This window comes from Paenarthrobacter sp. NyZ202, from assembly GCF_049860755.1.
Taxonomy (GTDB): Bacteria; Actinomycetota; Actinomycetes; order Actinomycetales; family Micrococcaceae; genus Arthrobacter.
In genome coordinates this window covers 1,271,765-1,288,118 of sequence record NZ_CP187556.1, presented here as the reverse complement: position 1 = coordinate 1,288,118, position 16,354 = coordinate 1,271,765, and the positions used below count along the sequence as shown (strand labels likewise).

Annotated in this window: 16 protein-coding genes; 10 read left to right on the top strand and 6 right to left on the bottom strand. The window is 64.9% G+C overall.

Annotated elements, in window-relative coordinates:
- Nucleotide 1: 1 nt before the first annotated feature.
- The 4 genes from mmsB to ACPFL9_RS06100 all read left to right on the top strand — a co-directional run bounded on the left by mmsB (nt 2) and on the right by ACPFL9_RS06100 (nt 4,768).
- Complete coding sequence (gene mmsB / locus ACPFL9_RS06115; protein ID WP_426006415.1) at nt 2-1,270, top strand: multiple monosaccharide ABC transporter permease; 1,269 nt, start codon at nt 2-4, stop codon at nt 1,268-1,270.
- 70 nt (nt 1,271-1,340) lie between these two features.
- Nucleotides 1,341-2,438: a substrate-binding domain-containing protein gene (locus ACPFL9_RS06110; RefSeq protein ID WP_426006414.1), complete on the top strand. Its 1,098-nt coding sequence runs from the start codon at nt 1,341-1,343 to the stop codon at nt 2,436-2,438.
- Nucleotides 2,439-2,630: 192 nt separating this feature from the next.
- The gene (locus ACPFL9_RS06105; RefSeq protein WP_426006413.1) at nt 2,631-4,073 is read left to right on the top strand and encodes an ABC transporter permease; all 1,443 of its coding nucleotides are present in this window, start codon (nt 2,631-2,633) and stop codon (nt 4,071-4,073) included.
- A gap of 2 nt (nt 4,074-4,075) precedes the next feature.
- Nucleotides 4,076-4,768, top strand: a complete 693-nt coding sequence (locus tag ACPFL9_RS06100; RefSeq protein WP_426006412.1) for an ABC transporter ATP-binding protein — start codon at nt 4,076-4,078, stop codon at nt 4,766-4,768.
- On the opposite strand, the gene ACPFL9_RS06095 is transcribed toward ACPFL9_RS06100, so the two are convergent.
- Genes ACPFL9_RS06095 through ACPFL9_RS06085 form a run of 3 tightly spaced genes read right to left on the bottom strand, consistent with a single transcriptional unit; the run spans nt 4,746 to nt 7,738 of the window.
- On the bottom strand, nt 4,746-5,927 hold the full coding sequence (locus ACPFL9_RS06095; protein WP_426006411.1) for an ABC transporter permease: 1,182 nt from the start codon (nt 5,925-5,927) through the stop codon (nt 4,746-4,748). The two genes, ACPFL9_RS06100 and ACPFL9_RS06095, sit on opposite strands and share 23 nt — an antisense overlap.
- Nucleotides 5,924-6,652, bottom strand: a complete 729-nt coding sequence (locus ACPFL9_RS06090; RefSeq protein ID WP_426006410.1) for an ABC transporter ATP-binding protein — start codon at nt 6,650-6,652, stop codon at nt 5,924-5,926. The genes ACPFL9_RS06095 and ACPFL9_RS06090 overlap by 4 nt, the downstream gene beginning before the upstream one ends.
- A gap of 6 nt (nt 6,653-6,658) precedes the next feature.
- Entirely contained in the window at nt 6,659-7,738 is a 1,080-nt protein-coding gene (locus ACPFL9_RS06085; RefSeq protein ID WP_426006409.1) for a hypothetical protein, read from the bottom strand.
- A gap of 283 nt (nt 7,739-8,021) precedes the next feature.
- Here ACPFL9_RS06085 and ACPFL9_RS06080 point away from each other — a divergent pair, with 283 nt between their 5' ends.
- Nucleotides 8,022-9,092: a Gfo/Idh/MocA family protein gene (locus ACPFL9_RS06080; protein ID WP_426006408.1), complete on the top strand. Its 1,071-nt coding sequence runs from the start codon at nt 8,022-8,024 to the stop codon at nt 9,090-9,092.
- A gap of 54 nt (nt 9,093-9,146) precedes the next feature.
- Here ACPFL9_RS06080 and ACPFL9_RS06075 read toward each other — a convergent pair whose 3' ends face one another.
- From ACPFL9_RS06075 to ACPFL9_RS06065, 3 genes are all read right to left on the bottom strand, one after another.
- A complete protein-coding gene (locus tag ACPFL9_RS06075) occupies nt 9,147-9,587 on the bottom strand; it encodes a DoxX family protein (RefSeq protein ID WP_426006407.1) in 441 nt (146 codons plus the stop codon).
- A gap of 101 nt (nt 9,588-9,688) precedes the next feature.
- Nucleotides 9,689-10,372, bottom strand: a complete 684-nt coding sequence (locus tag ACPFL9_RS06070) for a phosphonatase-like hydrolase (protein ID WP_426006406.1) — start codon at nt 10,370-10,372, stop codon at nt 9,689-9,691.
- The gene (locus ACPFL9_RS06065) at nt 10,369-11,166 is read right to left on the bottom strand and encodes a GntR family transcriptional regulator (protein WP_426006405.1); all 798 of its coding nucleotides are present in this window, start codon (nt 11,164-11,166) and stop codon (nt 10,369-10,371) included. Before ACPFL9_RS06065 ends, ACPFL9_RS06070 begins: the two co-directional genes overlap by 4 nt.
- A 163-nt stretch (nt 11,167-11,329) precedes the next feature.
- Between ACPFL9_RS06065 and ACPFL9_RS06060 the strand changes: the two genes are divergently transcribed.
- From ACPFL9_RS06060 to ACPFL9_RS06040, 5 genes are all read left to right on the top strand, one after another.
- On the top strand, nt 11,330-12,532 hold the full coding sequence (locus tag ACPFL9_RS06060) for a TIGR03364 family FAD-dependent oxidoreductase (protein WP_426006403.1): 1,203 nt from the start codon (nt 11,330-11,332) through the stop codon (nt 12,530-12,532).
- A gap of 35 nt (nt 12,533-12,567) precedes the next feature.
- The gene (locus ACPFL9_RS06055) at nt 12,568-13,485 is read left to right on the top strand and encodes a phosphate/phosphite/phosphonate ABC transporter substrate-binding protein (protein WP_426006402.1); all 918 of its coding nucleotides are present in this window, start codon (nt 12,568-12,570) and stop codon (nt 13,483-13,485) included.
- Nucleotides 13,485-14,246, top strand: coding sequence for a phosphonate ABC transporter ATP-binding protein (locus tag ACPFL9_RS06050; RefSeq protein WP_426006401.1), 762 nt, complete (start codon nt 13,485-13,487; stop codon nt 14,244-14,246). The genes ACPFL9_RS06055 and ACPFL9_RS06050 overlap by 1 nt, the downstream gene beginning before the upstream one ends.
- Nucleotides 14,243-15,097, top strand: coding sequence for a phosphonate ABC transporter, permease protein PhnE (gene phnE, locus ACPFL9_RS06045; protein WP_426006400.1), 855 nt, complete (start codon nt 14,243-14,245; stop codon nt 15,095-15,097). The genes ACPFL9_RS06050 and phnE overlap by 4 nt, the downstream gene beginning before the upstream one ends.
- 141 nt (nt 15,098-15,238) lie before the next feature.
- Nucleotides 15,239-16,342, top strand: a complete 1,104-nt coding sequence (locus tag ACPFL9_RS06040; RefSeq protein WP_426006399.1) for an FAD-dependent oxidoreductase — start codon at nt 15,239-15,241, stop codon at nt 16,340-16,342.
- Nucleotides 16,343-16,354 lie beyond the last annotated feature (12 nt).

Sequence of the window (16,354 nt, the reverse complement as noted above, 5' to 3'; positions counted from 1 at the left end):
AATGAACGCGCTCAAGAAGCTCTTTGGTGGCAATACCCGCCAATTCGGCATGATCTTCGCCCTGGTGGCGCTGATCGTCTTCTTCCAGATCTTCACGCAGGGCCGCACGTTGACCCCCGGCAACGTGATCAACCTGTTCAACGGCAACTCCTACATCCTGATCCTGGCCATCGGCATGGTGCTGGTGATCATTGCCGGCCACATCGACCTCTCCGTAGGCTCCGTGGCGGCCTTTGTGGGTGTCTCCGTGGCCCTCGCCATCCGGGACTGGGGCATCCCCTGGTACATGGGTGTGCTCTTCGGACTGTTCCTGGGCGCGATCATCGGCGCCTGGCAAGGTTTCTGGACAGCGTATGTAGGCATACCAGCCTTCATCGTGACGCTGGCGGGCATGCTCCTGTTCCGTGGTTTCAACCAGTTCGTGGGCAAGTCCAACACCATCCCCGTTCCCAACGACTTCCAGTACCTTGGTTCCGGGTATCTTCCCGAAGTCGGGCCCAACACCGGCTTCAACAACCTGACCCTCCTGATCGGCATCCTGGCCGCAGCGTTCGTGGTGGTCATGTCCCTCCGTGCCCGTGCAGCCAACAAGGCCCTGGGTGCTGACGTTCCCGAACTCTGGGTCGAAGTCACCAAGCTGGTCCTGATTTGCGGTGCCATCCTTTACGCCACCTACCTGTTCGCCACGGGCCGCCCCGGCACGTCCTTCCCGATCCCCGGGCTGATTCTGGCCGTCCTGGTCCTCTTCTACGGCTTCGTGGCTGACAAGACCGTCCTGGGCCGCCACGTCTACGCCGTGGGTGGCAACCGCCACGCAGCCGAGCTGTCCGGTGTCCAGTCCAAGAAGGTCAACTTCATGGTCATGCTCAACATGTCGGTCCTGGCAGGTCTGGCAGGCATGATCTTCGTTGGCCGCTCCACCGCGTCCGGTCCGTTCGACGGCGTCGGCTGGGAGCTGGACGCCATCGCCGCCGTGTTCATCGGTGGCGCCGCAGTGACCGGTGGCGTCGGTACCGTGATCGGCTCAATCGTGGGCGGCCTGGTGATGGCTGTCCTCAACAACGGCCTCCAGCTGCTGGGCGTCGGAGCCGACCTTACCCAGATCATCAAGGGTCTGGTGCTCCTGGCCGCCGTTGCCTTCGATGTCTACAACAAGTCCCAGGGCAAGCGGTCCATCACGGGCCTGCTGATGAAGAACTTCCAGCGCAACAACGAGATCAAACCGGACGAGACAACCTCCACCAAAGAGGTCATCTCCAAGGAAGCCTGAGCGGTTTCCACCAGAACTTCTCCACCAGAAGACTCGCTCCACCCCACCCACAGAGAAAGTGAACCAAGATATGCGAATGTTTGGTAAAGCAGGAAAGGCAGCAGCAGTAGCTGCCATCGCGGCACTGGCGCTGACAGCCTGCGGCCGCTCGGACAGCGGCTCCAGCACCAGCACGGCAGGCGGGGAAGCGTTCCCCAAGGACTCGCTGATCGGCGTCGCACTTCCGCAGAAGACCAGTGAGAACTGGGTCCTGGCGGAGAAGCTGTTCAACGACGGCCTCACCAGCGCCGGCTTCAAGCCGGACGTACAGTTCGCCAACGGCGGCGTCTCGGAGCAGCAGAACCAGATCAGCGCCATGGTCACCAAGGGTGCCAAGGTCATCATCGTGGGAGCCATCGACGGCGCCCAGCTCGGCACCCAGCTCAAGCAGGCCAAGGATGCCGGTGCCACCGTCATCGCCTACGACCGCTTGCTCCTGAACACCGAGAACGTGGACTACTACGTGGCCTACGACAACTTCAAGGTCGGTGAGCTGCAGGGCCAGGCACTGCTGGACGGACTGAAGGCCAAGAAGCCAACCGGTCCGTACAACGTCGAGCTCTTTGCCGGTTCCCCGGATGATGCCAACGCCAAGGTCTTCTTTGACGGCGCCATGAGCGTCCTGAAGCCGAAGATCGACGACGGTACCCTCAAGGTCCTGTCCGGCCAGACCGCTTTCGAGCAGGCTGTGACCCAGGGCTGGAAGGCAGAGAACGCCCAGCGCCGCGCTGACACGCTGCTGACCGGCAGCTACGGCACCGCATCGCTGGACGGCGTCCTCTCGCCGAACGACACGCTGGCCCGTGCAGTGCTGACGTCCGTCAAGGCCGCTGGCAAGCCGCTTCCCGTCGTGACCGGCCAGGACTCCGAGGTTGAGTCCGTCAAGTCGATCATGGCCGGCGAGCAGTACTCCACCATCAACAAGGACACCCGCAAGCTGGTTGAGCACGCCATCACCATGGTGAAGGACCTGCAGGCCGGCAAGGAACTGGAGATCAACGACAAGGACTCCTACAAGAACGGTGTGAAGACCGTTCCGGCGTACCTCCTGCCGCCGCAGATCGTAACGGCAGAGAACGTCAAGACGGCTTACGTTGACGATCCGGTCCTCGGCCCGATCACCAAGTAACACCTCTTTACAGCACCACAGTAAGCCCCGGTCGCCAGCAGGCGGACCGGGGCTTGCAGCTTTAAGGCCTTGCGGCTTCCACGTTTCACAGCCCACGCATAGCTTCGGCTGGCTTCCCGCACAGACCGGCTGGCCAGTGTTGGTCCTGCGGCCCGCGTCCGACGGGCCGCTCACCAGGTCCGAAGGAGAAACGTGAGCGTCCTTGCCCGAAGCGTAGGCAACGCCTTCCGCAACAAAATCAGAACGGCAGCCGTGGTGGCGGTGCTGGCCGTCGCCATCGGTCTGGCCTTGGCCATGCTGGTCGCCAACCAGGCCGTGGGTGCCAAGGTCCAGGAACTCAACGCATCCGTGGGCACCACCCTGACGGTGAATCCGGCCGGCGGACAGGGCTTTGAAGGCGGCGGGGAACCACTCACGACGGCGGAAGCTGAGACCGCTGCGGGCGTCGCCAACGTCACCTCGGTCGTGGGAACCAAAGCGCTCCGTCTCCAGACGGAATCCGCGACGTCGGGCACCACCACGCAGGCCGGCCCGGGCGGCGGCTTCGGGCCTGGCGGCCAACAGGCAGCAACAGTCACCACCAACCTGACAGCCGCCGTCGACGCCGGGACGCTCGGCAACCGGAACGGCTCCACCGGAACAACAACGGACGCCGCTGCCCAGCCGGTCCGCACCCTACCGATCACAGCCACTGGCATCGGCGCCGAAGTGGATACCACCGGCAAGGCCCTGGACATCACCAGCGGCACGGGGTTGGGCGACTACACCCTCGCGGACGGCAAAGCACTCCTGGGAACTACCCTGGCCGAAAAGAACAGCTTAACGGTCGGGTCCACGTTCACGATCGCGGATAAGACCTTTACCGTCGCGGGAATCTTCGACGCCGGAACCACCTTCGGCAACAACGCCGTCTATGTGACGCTTCCCGAGGCCCAAACCCTTGCCGACACCCCTGATGAGCTTTCCACCATGATTGTCACCGTCAACAGCATGGACAACGTGGACAGCACCAAGACTGCCCTGCAAAGCGCACTCGGCACCGACAAGGCGGACGTCACCCAAGGCCAGCGCAACCTCGAAACCGCCGTCAGTTCCCTGGACAGCGTCAAGAACATCTCGTTGGTCGCCTTCATCGCAGCACTCGCCACCGCCGGCCTGATCATCCTGCTCATCATGGTGATGCTGGTCCGCGAGCGTCGCCGCGAAATCGGTGTACTGAAGGCCATCGGCGCCCGCAACCGCACCATCGGCCTGCAGTTTGTACTGGAGTCGCTGGTCCTGGTCGCCTTGGGCAGCGTGGTAGGTGCGGTGATCGCTTCCCTTGCCAGCGGCGGCATCGCCTCTGCGCTCATCAGCTCAAATACAAGCACGACGGCGGCACCCGCCACCCAGCGCGGCGGCGGCCTGGCCGGGGCGATGCCAAACGGCGGTGTTCCCGGCGGTGGAGGGTTCGGTGGGCAAGGCGGTCCGTTGGGTGGGGCCGGCCAGTTGCTGACCTCCGTCACCGCGAGCGCCTCCCCCGGCGTGATCGCCGCGGGCATAGCCGCGGTGTTCGCCGTCGCCGTCATCGGCGCCCTTGTACCTGCCCTGCTGACCGCCCGTATCCGTCCCATCGAAGTACTCCGAGGAGAATAGCCGTGATCGTAGTCAAGGACCTCGTCCGCCAGTTCAAGTCCGGAGACAGGACCATCAAGCCGGTCAACGGCGTCAGCTTCGAGCTGGAGAAGGGGTCGCTGGCGTCCATCGTCGGTAAGAGCGGCAGCGGCAAAAGCGCCCTGTTGTCCCTCCTTGGTGCGCTGGACAAGCCGACCGCGGGAGACGTCGTCGTTGATGGCGTGAGCCTCGCGGGCCTTCCGGACGGCAAGCTGACCGAGTACCGCCGCCGGGACATCGGCTTCGTGTTCCAGCAGTTCAACCTGATTCCCAACCTCAGCGCCGTGGACAACGTGATGCTGCCCATGGAGTTCGCCGGCGTGCGCAAGGCTTCCCGCCTGCAGCGTGCCAGGGAACTTTTGGAGCAGGTCCAGTTGGATCCGGAGAAGCATTCCCGGCGGACCAACCGGCTCTCCGGCGGCGAGCAGCAGCGTGTGGCCATCGCCCGGGCTTTGGCCAATGAGCCCAAGCTGATCCTGGCCGATGAGCCCACCGGAAACCTTGACGAGCAAACCGGCGAGCACATCATCCAGTTGCTGAGTTCCTTGAGTCGTGACCACAACACCACCATTTTGGTGGTGACCCACGACCGCTCGCTGGCACAGAAGACGGACCGGCGCTTCCGGCTTCAGCAGGGACGCTTGAGCGAGGAGGTCAGAACCGGATTGCGTCAATAACCTTCACGCGCACCGCAACGACTGCCGGGATGGCCCCCGCCAGGGCGCCCACAAGGACCGCCGCTCCGAACCCCATGAGCGCGGCCTCGATAGGGAACGCCGGGAACTCGTTGAGCCCCGGCGCGACCTTGGACTCGATCCAAGGGTTTTTCACCACCGCGATCGCCAGCATGACGCCGGCCACGCCGGCGACCGCGGTGGCGACCACGGATTCCATCATGACGCCGAAGAAGATCCGTCCGGAGGTGGCACCAAAGCTCCTCCGGATGCCGATTTCGCGGACCCTGTACCGCACGGTGACCATCGAGATGTTCACCATCCCGACTGCGCCCAGGAGCAGGACCAGAACGGCTATGCCACCCACAATCCATTGGGTCGGCCCCAGCGGATCGCCCCAGGCAGCGTAGTCCACCCGCTGCGCTTGGGCATAGGTCCCCGGGAACTGCGATTGAAGGTCCGCGCTGATCGCAGCGGTCAGGGGTCCTGCCTGTTCTTCCCCCACCCACATCTTGAACTCGGACATCTGCGGCCGCACGCCGATCAGCTGTGCCCCGTCAGTAAGGATGAAAGCAGAGGGCGGGGCCATCTCGTGGACGTTCGGAACCACTCCGATGATCACCGCGGTTGCCGGATGCTCCCCTGGAAGAGTGACGGTGGGCTGGGTTGTGAGGTTGGGCCTTCCGGCCTGGTCATAGAAGGCTTCGGAAACCACGACGGCGGGTGCGAGCCTTTGCCCGTCATCGGCGGCGAACCAGCTTCCCTGCAGAATGGGGACGCGGTGGATAATGCCGTAGCCGATATCCACGATAGTCATTTCCACTCTGGTGACGCCCCGGGGAAACTGGAAGCCCGCCTGCGTCCTGCCCACGTGCGAGGACGTCGTGATCCCGAAACGCTGCTGGATGCCTTCATAGGCTTTGTCGAGCTGCTCGGGGCTTGGTACCGACGGGCCGTTCACGCTCAGGGAGACCGTAGCTACCCTGCCTTGGTCCCGCTCGGACTGGGCTTTGATGCCTTCCCGGGCCAGATTTCCCAGGCCCACCACTGACGTGAGCGCTGATACCGAAAGTGCAACACCCACAAGGGCCAGGAGGATCCGCACTTTATTGATGCGCAGCTCCTGCCACGCTTCCACCAGCGTGGACACAAAGCCGGTCATGCGGGTACTCCTGCCTCTGTGAGTGCCATGGTGCCGAGGACTCCGGAGTCGAGGCGGTAGCAGGCACGGGCCAGCGCGGCCACGTTGACGTCATGGGTGATGGTGACAAGGGCGGCCGCCGATTCCGTGGCTACGGTGTCCAGCAACGCCATGACGGATTGGCCGGTCTCCACGTCCAGGGCACCGGTGGGCTCGTCGGCAAGGATCAGCCGGGGCTTCCGGACCAGTGCCCGGGCGATGGCCACACGCTGCTGTTCACCTCCGGAGAGCATGTTGGGCATGGTGTCGGCCCGGGCCGCGAGGCCAACCCTGTCCAGCATGTCCATGGCGAGTTCCCGTCGACGCCAAAAGTCCTTGCCCTGTGCATAGAGCAGCGGCGTGATCACGTTATCCAGTGCGCTGCGACCGGGCAGGAGGTTGAACTGCTGGAACACGAACCCCACCGTGGAACCACGCAGGCGGGCACGGGCGTTGCTCCCCAAACGGTCCGCCGGTTGGCCCAGGAAGTGCAATTCACCGGAGGTGGGCACGTCGAGGAGACCAAGGAGATTAAGCAGGGTCGATTTGCCGCAACCGGACCTTCCCACGATCGCCGTGTGGTCGCCGCCGCGCACCTCCAGGTCGATACCCCGGAGAATGTGCAATTGCTGCCCGTCAGGCAGCGTGACCGAGCGGGTGACGGAGCGGAGGCTGACGAGGGATTCGCTTGTTGTTTCGTCGTCCACGCTGACCTACCCGCCCTGGACGTAGGTGACCGGCCCGGGACCCATCATCGGGTCAGTGACTGCGGGGGCGCCGGGAACGAATTCAAGAACCTGCTCACCTTCGGCCAGTCCCGACACCACCTCGACGACGGAGCCGTCATTGAGGCCGAGCTGGATTTTCCGTTCCTCCGGCGCTCCGCCGGCTGCACTGGAAACCCAGACGATGCCGTCTTTCACGCTGCCCTTCACGGCGGTCAGCGGAACGGTCAGGACGTCAGCGGCCACACCTGCACTGACGGTCATCGTGGCAGCGAGGCCCGCGAAGACCTGCTGGTCCGCGGGCACGGCACAGCTCAGCGTCCCCGTCGGCGTGCTGCCCTCCTCCTGTTGCCCTCCGCCTGGTCCCGCCAAGGCAGCCCCGACACCCATGCCGGCACCCCCTCCTGAGCCGGCCAACCCGCCCGAGCCGGTGCCGCCGTCGTCGGAAGCGTTGTTCCTGAGTGCAACCTCGGCGCACTGGAACGGCGCCGGACCACCTACCAGGGCGATCTCTGCCGGTCCGGGTTTGCCGAGCAGCCTGTACTGCTGGGCGGCAGTGACGGAGCCTGCCACGGTATAGGTGCCGGGGTCGATCCTGCCGACGCTCTCACCGACGGTGACTTGCTGGTCGATCAGTGTGCTCAGCGACTGCAGTGTTCCCGTGCCCGGGGCAAGGACGTTGAGGTAGTCATAGACCGGCTTTGGAGGTGTTCCGTCCTTGGAAACCTGAGGGTTGGTCACGGCCCGTTCAGCTTTGACCTGGAACAGCGGGTCGCCTTTGGACACGGCGGCCCCGGGCTCAACGAAGATCTTGACCACGCTGCCGGCGGAGGTACTGCGCACAGGTTCGGCCGCGTCGGACTGCACTGTGCCTTTGATCTGTACGGTGTTGGTGACCGTGGCCCGTGTGGCCGGGACCATCGGAATATCCACTTCGGCCAGCGGAGCCGGCTGCGAAGCGGCGGACTTGAGTCCATCAATGAAGGCGATCTTGACCAAGGCCACGGCAATTATTGCGAAGACCAACAACCAGGCAACCGGCAAAATGACGCGCCGAAAAACACCCATCCCTGCTCCATTTCGGTAACTCCCCACAGAACCTCTGCGAGGGATGATTGCTTCAGCCTAGGCGACGTCCCGGGGACTTCGGGTCATTCGCAAGGATGAACAGAATGCTTACCGTGTCGCCGCGCGGCGCCCGTTCCCAGCCGATGTGGCCGCACCCCTTATTCGCGCTGACCGCGCCCGTTCGCGCCGTTCGCACACGGGATTTCCGGTGCGATCGGCGGGAACGGGCGCGACGCTCCGGAGCTCCGCGTTAACGGGCGGGGCGAGTGAGAGGATTGCTGCCATGACACTCCCTATCGCCAAGCCGTGGCTTTTCTCCCAGACCAACCAGGATCCGCGGGCCGCCACGGGCAAACGGCTGAAGTGGGGTGTGGTTTCCACAGGGAACATCGCCAACAGCGTGTCGCAGGATCTGTCCCTGCTGGAGGATGCCGAGCTGTATGCAGTGAGCTCCCGGACACAGGCGGCAGCTGACGCCTTCGCCCACGCGGTTGGATTCGCCAAGGCCTACGGCGACGACGGCGGTGTACCCGGCTACCAGCGTCTGTTCGAGGACCCGGAAGTCGATGTGGTCTACGTCGCTACTCCCCATGCCCAGCATTTCCAGATCGCGTCGGCTGCCTTCCGGGCCGGGAAGCATGTGCTGTGCGAGAAGGCCCTGACCATCAACGCCAGGGAAGCCACGGAGCTGGTGAAGCTGGCGCGGGAGCAGAACGTCTTCTTCATGGAAGCCGTGTGGAGCCGCTTCCTGCCCAGCATGCAACGCGCCTTCTCGATTGCGGCATCCGGGGAAATCGGCCAGGTCCAGTGGGTCACGGCGGATCTGGGTTTCCCGGCGCCATACGATCCCTCGGCCCGGATCTGGGCCCTCAACGACGGCGGCGGAGCACTCCTGGACATCACGGTGTACCCGCTCCTCTGGGCCCTCGGGACCCTCGGCTTTCCGCAGTCAGTCACTGCGATCGGCACCCTGAACGAGGACGGCGTGGACTCGCAGAACGCCCTGACCCTTGGCTATGACACCGGTGCGCAGGCCCAGCTCACGTCATCCTTGATGGCCCATGGTCCACGGACCGCCACGGTGGCCGGCGGGCTCGGCTACGTCCAGACCGTAGGCTCGGTCAACAACCCCCGCGAACTGGTGATCCGCGTCGGCTGGGACGAGCCGCGTCACGAGCGCTTCGACGTCGTGGGTATCGGCTATACGTACGAACTCCGGGAAGTGACCCGCTGCATCCAGCAGGGACTGACCGAAAGCCCGGTCATGCCTCTTGAAGACTCCGTGAACGTGATGCGCTTGTTCGACGGCGTTCGGGCCCAACTGGGAATCCGGTACCCCAATGACGCCCGCTGAGCGGTGACTGAGGCACCCAGGTGCGGACCGCCGTCGTAATTTAACCCGGGCGCGTTAACGCGAGCCGCGGGCCGGCTGGCGCGCCAGCTTCCGATCCACGGACAGTGCGCCCGGTCCCAGGAAGACAAACGCCACCGAGATCGCGAAGTACACAATCAGGAGCTCCGCTGTGACCCCGGCAGCATCGGTCAGCAAGGGCTTGCCCGCTTCCGTGACGAACCAGATGCAGGCGAACATGATGGCTGCCAGGAACCCGGCGACCCTGGTCAGTGCGCCCAGCAGCAACAACGCTCCGAGCCCTACTTCGCCCGCGATGACCAGCCAGGCCACGGTCTCCGGCTTCTGGACAGCCATGGCCGCCACCGAGTTGGCAAACGCGGCGTGACCGGCCATGAGCTTCTGCAGCCCGTGCACCAGGAGCAATGCCCCGAAGACAACGCGCAGGATGGTGACGCCGCGGGCAGAGGACGTGGGAGAGGGGTGAAGGAATTTCACGCGTTCCAATCTTCCATGCCCGCGGCTTGTCGCCAAACACCCCACCCAAGTAGGTCGCATTTAAGCACGTTTTGAGCGCTGAAAACGTGCTTAACTGCGACCTACTTGGGAACGGGGGACAGCAGCGCCGGGATGTCCTTGACGCCGTCCAGGATGTGGTGGTGCGGGTGGGCAGAGAGTTCGGCGCGGCCCAGCTTCCCCGTCAGCACGCCCACGGCCGTGACTCCGGCATTGTTGGCTGCCGCGAGGTCGTTGACGGTGTCGCCGGCTGCGATCACCGCGCGGACGTCCTGGACGCCGGTGAGCTCCATGGCGCGGTGGATCATGTGGGGCGCCGGCCGCCCGGCGGGAACCTCGTCGGAACATACGACGGCGTCCAGCAGGTTTCCGTCCGACACCCGCCAGCCCAGCCGCTCAAGGAGGGGTTCTGCCACGTCCCGCGAGAAACCGGTGGTCAGCGCCACCTTGACGCCCTGGCCCCGGAGTTCCCGGAACGCATCCTCCACGCCGTCCAAGGCGACGGGCGGGTTGGCGTCATAGAACTCAACCAGCAGTTCCTTGAACCGTTCGAAGGCGCGGTCCACGGTGGCCCGATCGGCCGTCCCGCCACCAGCCGTGATGAGTGCCGTGATGGCCTCCACCTTGTCCGCCCCCATCCATTCCTGGACGGCTTCCGGCGTGGTGGTGGCTCCGGTTTCCTCGACGCAGCGCGCCAGGGCAACGTAAACGTCACCGTGTTCATCGATCGTGGTACCGGCCATATCGCAGGCAACAAGCTGGATCATGCAGGGGCTCCTTTGGCGGACGCGGGTCCGTGCGAACCCGGATCGGTGTGGATGCGGACCAGTGCGGCCCGGCGTTCCACGGTGTTGTCGATGGTGAAGTTGGTCAGTGCCGGCAGGTAACGGTCCTCGGAGTACTCCAGGGGTTGCCCGTCGGCAGACCGGGTGACGCGGCGTTCGCGCAGCAACGGTGTTCCCTCGGGTTGCTCCAGGAGTTCGGCGTCCTCGTCGCTGGCGGCCACGGCATCAATGGTGTGCCGTGCGCTGTGCAGATCCACGCCCTGCTCCTTGAGGTAGGCGAAGATCGATCCGGAGTCCGTATCGAAGTCGAACAGCTTCCTTCCTACCTCCAGCACGAACGTTGTGCGTTCGATCATGGCCGGCACCTGGTCCAGGTACCGGACGCGGAGGATTTCCACCACGGTGGTGCCCGGCGCCAGGTCCAGGGCATCGGCTGCTTCCGGGCTCGCCTCGCGGCGCGCCACTTCCAGGGTCCGCTGGCCCGGCTTCTTGCCGATGCCCGTGGCCCATTCGGTGAAGGAATTGAACGTGGAAAAGCTCTGCGTCGGCACGGACGAGCGGACCATGGGAGGCCGTCCGCGGCCACCGGTCACCGCACCTTCCGAACGGAGGAAGGCGAGCGCCTGGCGGATGGGCCCACGTGATGTTCCGAACTCGCGGCACAGCTCGGCCTCGCTTGGCAACTGGAAGCCCGGGGGCCAATCGCCCGACGCGATCCGGCGCATGAATTCCTCGCTAAGCCGGACATGGAGGGGTGTGTTCTGCTGGATGCTCACCAGTTGATCATACAAGTTGAATCAGCTCAGATGCCGCATAATAGGCGGATTCACGTGAATTTGAGATGAACCTCAGTGAACAGACATTAAATTCTGATTAACTTGTATATACAAGTGGCAATCTGGCTTGATTCGTTTCTTATCTGCCGTCAAGGTCGATTCTGTGAACAAGCCAAGCACCTCCCCCGCAACTGCCGGCAGCTTATCCAGCCAGCCCACCGACGTCGTGATTGTTGGCGCCGGAATCGTTGGCCTCGCCCACGCTGCCCATGCTGTTGCCAACGGCCTGACCGTCACCATCATCGAGCGCGACCACCATGCGGCCGGGGCCTCGGTCCGTAACTTCGGCCACTGCTGCATCACCGCACAATCCGGCGAACTCTACGAACTCGCCCAGACCTCGCGGAAGTACTGGCTCGACTTTGCCGCGCGTGCCGGTTTCTGGGCCGCCGAATCCGGCGCCGTGGTCCTCGCCCGAACCGAAACCGAAATGGCGGTGCTGCGGGAGCTTTCCCGGGAACGGGAACCGGGGCAGGTGGAACTGCTGTCCCCCACCCAGACCCGCCGGCGCCTGGGCGCGGCTGCAGGGCACGACGGCGGCACTCCGGTGGAGGGGGCATGGCCGGGCCTGGTGGGGGGTGCTTTCCTTCGGGACGACCTCCGCGTCGACCCCCGGACCACGGTGGCCAAGCTGGCAGACTGGCTGGTCCGGCAGCCCGGCGTCGAACTCCACTGGAACACCTCGGCCCTGGGCTTCGGGCAAAGCGACGGCCTGGCCACAGTGGCAACGTCACGCGGAGTACTCAGCGCCCGGCAAGTGTTCGTGTGCGTCGGCCATGACGTGGACTACCTTTTCCCCGACCTGGCGCAAGAGCATGGGATCAACCGCTGCGCCCTGCAGATGTCTTTGGCAGCCAAACCCGAAGGCGTGGAGTTCGCTCCCGCCGTGCTGACAGCTACCTCAATGCTCCGCTACCCGGCCTTCACGGACATGCCTGCGGCGGCAGCCCTCCGGGACGAAGTGCAGGCACAACAACCCGGGCTGCTGGACATCGGCGCCAACGTCATGTTCACCCAGCGCCCGGACGGAAGCATCATCCTGGGCGACTCGCACCACTACCACCGGACGGCCGATCCCTTCCTGGACGAGGCTGTCACGTCCGCCCTCAACTCGGACATCGAAGCCAGGGTGGGCCGGCCGTTGGACATCATCCAGCGGTGGCAGGGCGTCTATGCATCATCGGACGTGGCTCCCATCCTGGTCCGCGATGTCCACCCCGGCGTCACTGTGGTTTCCGTGACATCCGGCGTGGGCATGACGCTTTCCTTCGGCCTGGCCCACCGCAACACCTCCCGACTCTTCTAACCCCTTCCTTTCCCTTCGCATCTGAGGAACTTCCCATGAAAACCAAGCTCTTCACAGGATCCACCCTTGCCCTGGCTGCGGTCCTTGCCTTGACTGCCTGCGGCGGATCCGCGCAGTCCAGCAGCTCCCCCGAAGCCTCCGCCACCTGCCCCAACGGCGAAATCAAGTTCGGCATTGAACCCTACGAGGACCCCGCCAAGCTCAAGCCCGCCTACGACGTCCTGGCTGCAGCCCTCGCTGAGAAGCTGGACTGCCCTGTGGACGTGCAGGTGGTGGAAGACTATGCCGCGGAGGTCCTGGCCATGCGCAACGGCAAGCTGGACCTGGGCCAGTTCGGTCCCCTGGGCTACGTGTTCGCTGATGCCAAGGCCGGAGCCGAACCCCTGGTGTCCTTCGGTACCGCGGAGAAGGAACTGAGTACCTACACCGCAGGAATCTGGGTCCCCAAGGACAGCCCCATCCAGGCCATTGGCGACCTCAAGGGCAAGTCGCTGGCGTTGGGCAGCGTGGGCTCCACGTCCGGAGACGTGTTGCCCCGGTTCGGTCTCCGCGAAGCAGGAATCGCCGACGCCGACCTCAAGATGGACTACACCGGAGGACACCCGGAAGCCCTGCTCGCCCTGACCAACGGCAGGGTGGATGCGGCCCAGATCAATTCGCAGACCCTGGCAACGGCGATCGCCGAGGGCACGTTCACCAAGGACGACTTCCGCCAGGTGTGGACTTCGGATCCGATCCCCAACGACCCCATCACCGTCCGCGGAGACGCCGACCCGGCCTTCAAGAGCGCCGTCAAGGAAGCGTTCCTGTCCTTGTCGCCGGAAGACGTCGCCAAGGTAGGCGAGTTCCTGGACGTCACCCCTCCCGGCCCCATGCTGGAGGTCACCAAAGACAACTACACCCCCTTGTTCGACCTCGCGGACACCATGGGCCTGACCGAAAAGGACCTCTAGTGGCACCGCTGCTGTCTGTCCAGGGTTTGCGGAAATCCTTCGACGGGCGCACTGTGCTCGATGGCGTGGACTTCTCCGTCGCAGCGGGAGAGCTGGTGGCTTTCCTGGGGGCCAACGGCTCCGGGAAATCCACCACGCTGCGCTGCGTCATGGGAATCACTGCACCGGACGCCGGGACCATCAGCGTTGGCGGGACGCCTTTGGACCCGGCACCGGGCAGGGAACAGCAGTTGGCCCGCCAACGCCTGGCCATGATCTTCCAGAAGATCCACCTTGTCCCCCGGCGGACCGCCTTGGACAACGTGTGCGCGGGCGCTCTGGCCCGGATCCCCACCATCCGGTCCCTCACCCCGGCTCTGTTCCCGGCCGATGTCCAGCAGGAGGCCCTCGACTGCCTTGACCGTGTTGGCCTGGCTGATCGCGCGTTCGACCGCGTGGGCCGGCTTTCCGGCGGACAGCAGCAGCGCGTGGCCGTAGCCCGGGCACTATGCCAGCGGGCCGACGTCGTACTTGCCGACGAGCCAGTGTCCGCGCTGGACCCGCACGCCGCCGAACAGGTCATGGCACTCCTGCGGGAGCTCGCCCACACGGAGGGGCTGGCGGTGGCAGCTGTGCTTCACCAACCGGACCTGGCCCTCCGCTACGCCGACCGGTCCATCGGGCTGCTTCAGGGTTCCATGACCTTCAACCTGCCCTCGGCGGAGGTCACCGCCGATCATCTCGACACCCTTTACGCCTCGGACAGGACACTTGCCGCATGACACCCCAGACTCTGAACGCCGCCGTCGTGCGGCGGGACGCTCCGAGCCAAGCCCTCGTGGCGCTGGTCCGCCCGAAGAAGCCCCTGCGCTGGATCACGACGGCGGCAGCGGTTGCCGCCGTCGTCGGACTCCACGCTGTGGCCATCCAGGGGACGGACTTCAGGCCCGAACTCCTGGTGGACGGTTGGGAAGGCATGGCCGCGTTCGTGGCCGATGCGTTCCCGCCGGACCTCAGCTGGGAGCGCACGCTGAAGCCGGGGCTCCAGGCCACCCTCGTGACCTTGTGGATTGGATTGCTGGGCACCACGTTGTCTGTGCCGTTCGCTTTGCTCCTGGCCGCGCTGGCCGCCGCGAACACAAGCCCCCACCGGCTGGTGTATCAGGCGGCGCGTTCCATCCTGTCCTTCTTCCGTGCCGTGCCGGACATCGTGTTCGCACTGATCTTCGTGACTGCCGTTGGGCTGGGCCCGTTCGCCGGTGTGCTCGCGTTGATCTGCCACAACACGGGCGTTATGGGCAAGCTATGGGCCGAATCCATGGAGGAGATCGACGCCGGGCCGCAGGAGGCACTGCGTACAGCCGGCGCCAACCGGATCCAGCAGGTAGCCAATGCCACGCTGCCCATGGTGGTCCCCCAGTTTGTGGGCCTGCTGTTGTACCGGTTCGACGTCAACGTGCGCTCGTCGCTGGTCCTTGGCCTGGTGGGTGCCGGTGGCATCGGCCTGCTGATCAACCAGTCCATCAAGTCGTTCCAGTTCGATTCCATGCTCACGCACATCCTGATCGTGCTGGTGCTGATCATCGTGGTGGACCAGTTCTCCGCGTGGATCCGCCGACGCCTGGCCGCATAAACCTCCCCCATACCCAACTAGGTCGCAGTTAAGCACGTTTAGCGGCGTCTAAACGCGCACAAGTGCGACCTAGTTGGGCGGGGCGGGGGACAATGGAGGCTGACGGTTTTGCAATGAGCCGAATGAAGGGACGGAGCGGGTATGCAGGTTGACGTTGTAGTCGTCGGCGGAGGAGCCATGGGATCGGCCGCCGCCTGGCAGTTGGCACGCAGCGGCAAATCGGTGGTGCTCCTGGAAAGGTTCGAGGAAGGCCACCACATGGGCGCCTCCCACGGTGCCACCCGGAACTTCAACACAGCGTACGCCGAGGCCGACTACCTGGACCTGCTGGCCGAGTCCAAGCTGTTGTGGGACGAACTCGCCGCAGAGTACGGCGCTCCCCTGCTGGACCTTGTGGGCCTGGCAAATCACGGCCACGTGGCACGGCTCAAGGAAGTGCACGCGGCCCACCAAGCCCGCGGCATCGAGAGCTACTTCATCTCCGCCGGCGAGGCTGCCGACCGGTGGCAGGGCATGAACTTCAGCACCGAGGTGCTCTTCGTACCCGGCTCCGGCCGCATCCGGGCAGCCGAAGCCCTGGCAGCGTTGCGGAAGTCCGCAGAGTCGCGGGGCGCCCTTTTCAAGTACTCCACTCCTGTCCAGGACATCCAGGTCACCGGCGGCGAGTCGGTAGTGGTGGTCACGGAAGATACCGAGTACACCGCCCGCCACGTGGTGGTGACGGCCGGCGCCTGGACATCCAAGCTCATCGGCGCGCAGGTGGACCTGCCGGCGCTGGTGGTCACCCAGGAACAGCCCGCGCACTTCACGCCGCGGGACAACACCCTGGTCTGGCCCAGCTTCAACCACACCCCGGATCTGGATGATGATCTGTACGAGTACTGGTACAGCCCGGTCTACGGGATGCTCACTCCCGGCGAAGGCGTCAAGGCCGGGTGGCACGGTGTCGGCCCCGTCATGGACCCGGACGAGCGCACGTTCCAACCCATCCCCCACCAAATGGACGCCTTGGTGCGGTACGCAGAAGAGTGGCTTCCCGGCGTCGACCCTTCCACCGCGGTTCCCATCAGCTGCACCTACACCACCACGCCCACCGAGGACTTCGTCCTGGACCACTTCGGGCCTTTGGTGGTGGGAGCCGGATTCTCCGGACACGGTTTCAAGTTCACGCCAGCCATTGGCCGGGTGCTGAAGGACATCGTCGACGGCGGCACGGCACCTGCGCGGTTCGCCGCCGAGCGTTAAAACGCAAGTGAC

What these genes read in the sequence shown, in the direction of transcription:
- mmsB (WP_426006415.1), top strand. Translation starts at nt 2, where the DNA reads ATGAACGCGCTCAAGAAGCTCTTTGGTGGCAATACCCGCCAATTCGGC.
- ACPFL9_RS06110 (WP_426006414.1), top strand. Translation starts at nt 1,341, where the DNA reads ATGCGAATGTTTGGTAAAGCAGGAAAGGCAGCAGCAGTAGCTGCCATC.
- ACPFL9_RS06095 (WP_426006411.1), bottom strand. Translation starts at nt 5,927, where the DNA reads ATGACCGGCTTTGTGTCCACGCTGGTGGAAGCGTGGCAGGAGCTGCGC.
- ACPFL9_RS06085 (WP_426006409.1), bottom strand. Translation starts at nt 7,738, where the DNA reads ATGGGTGTTTTTCGGCGCGTCATTTTGCCGGTTGCCTGGTTGTTGGTC.
- ACPFL9_RS06080 (WP_426006408.1), top strand. Translation starts at nt 8,022, where the DNA reads ATGACACTCCCTATCGCCAAGCCGTGGCTTTTCTCCCAGACCAACCAG.
- ACPFL9_RS06070 (WP_426006406.1), bottom strand. Translation starts at nt 10,372, where the DNA reads ATGATCCAGCTTGTTGCCTGCGATATGGCCGGTACCACGATCGATGAA.
- ACPFL9_RS06055 (WP_426006402.1), top strand. Translation starts at nt 12,568, where the DNA reads ATGAAAACCAAGCTCTTCACAGGATCCACCCTTGCCCTGGCTGCGGTC.
- phnE (WP_426006400.1), top strand. Translation starts at nt 14,243, where the DNA reads ATGACACCCCAGACTCTGAACGCCGCCGTCGTGCGGCGGGACGCTCCG.
- ACPFL9_RS06040 (WP_426006399.1), top strand. Translation starts at nt 15,239, where the DNA reads ATGCAGGTTGACGTTGTAGTCGTCGGCGGAGGAGCCATGGGATCGGCC.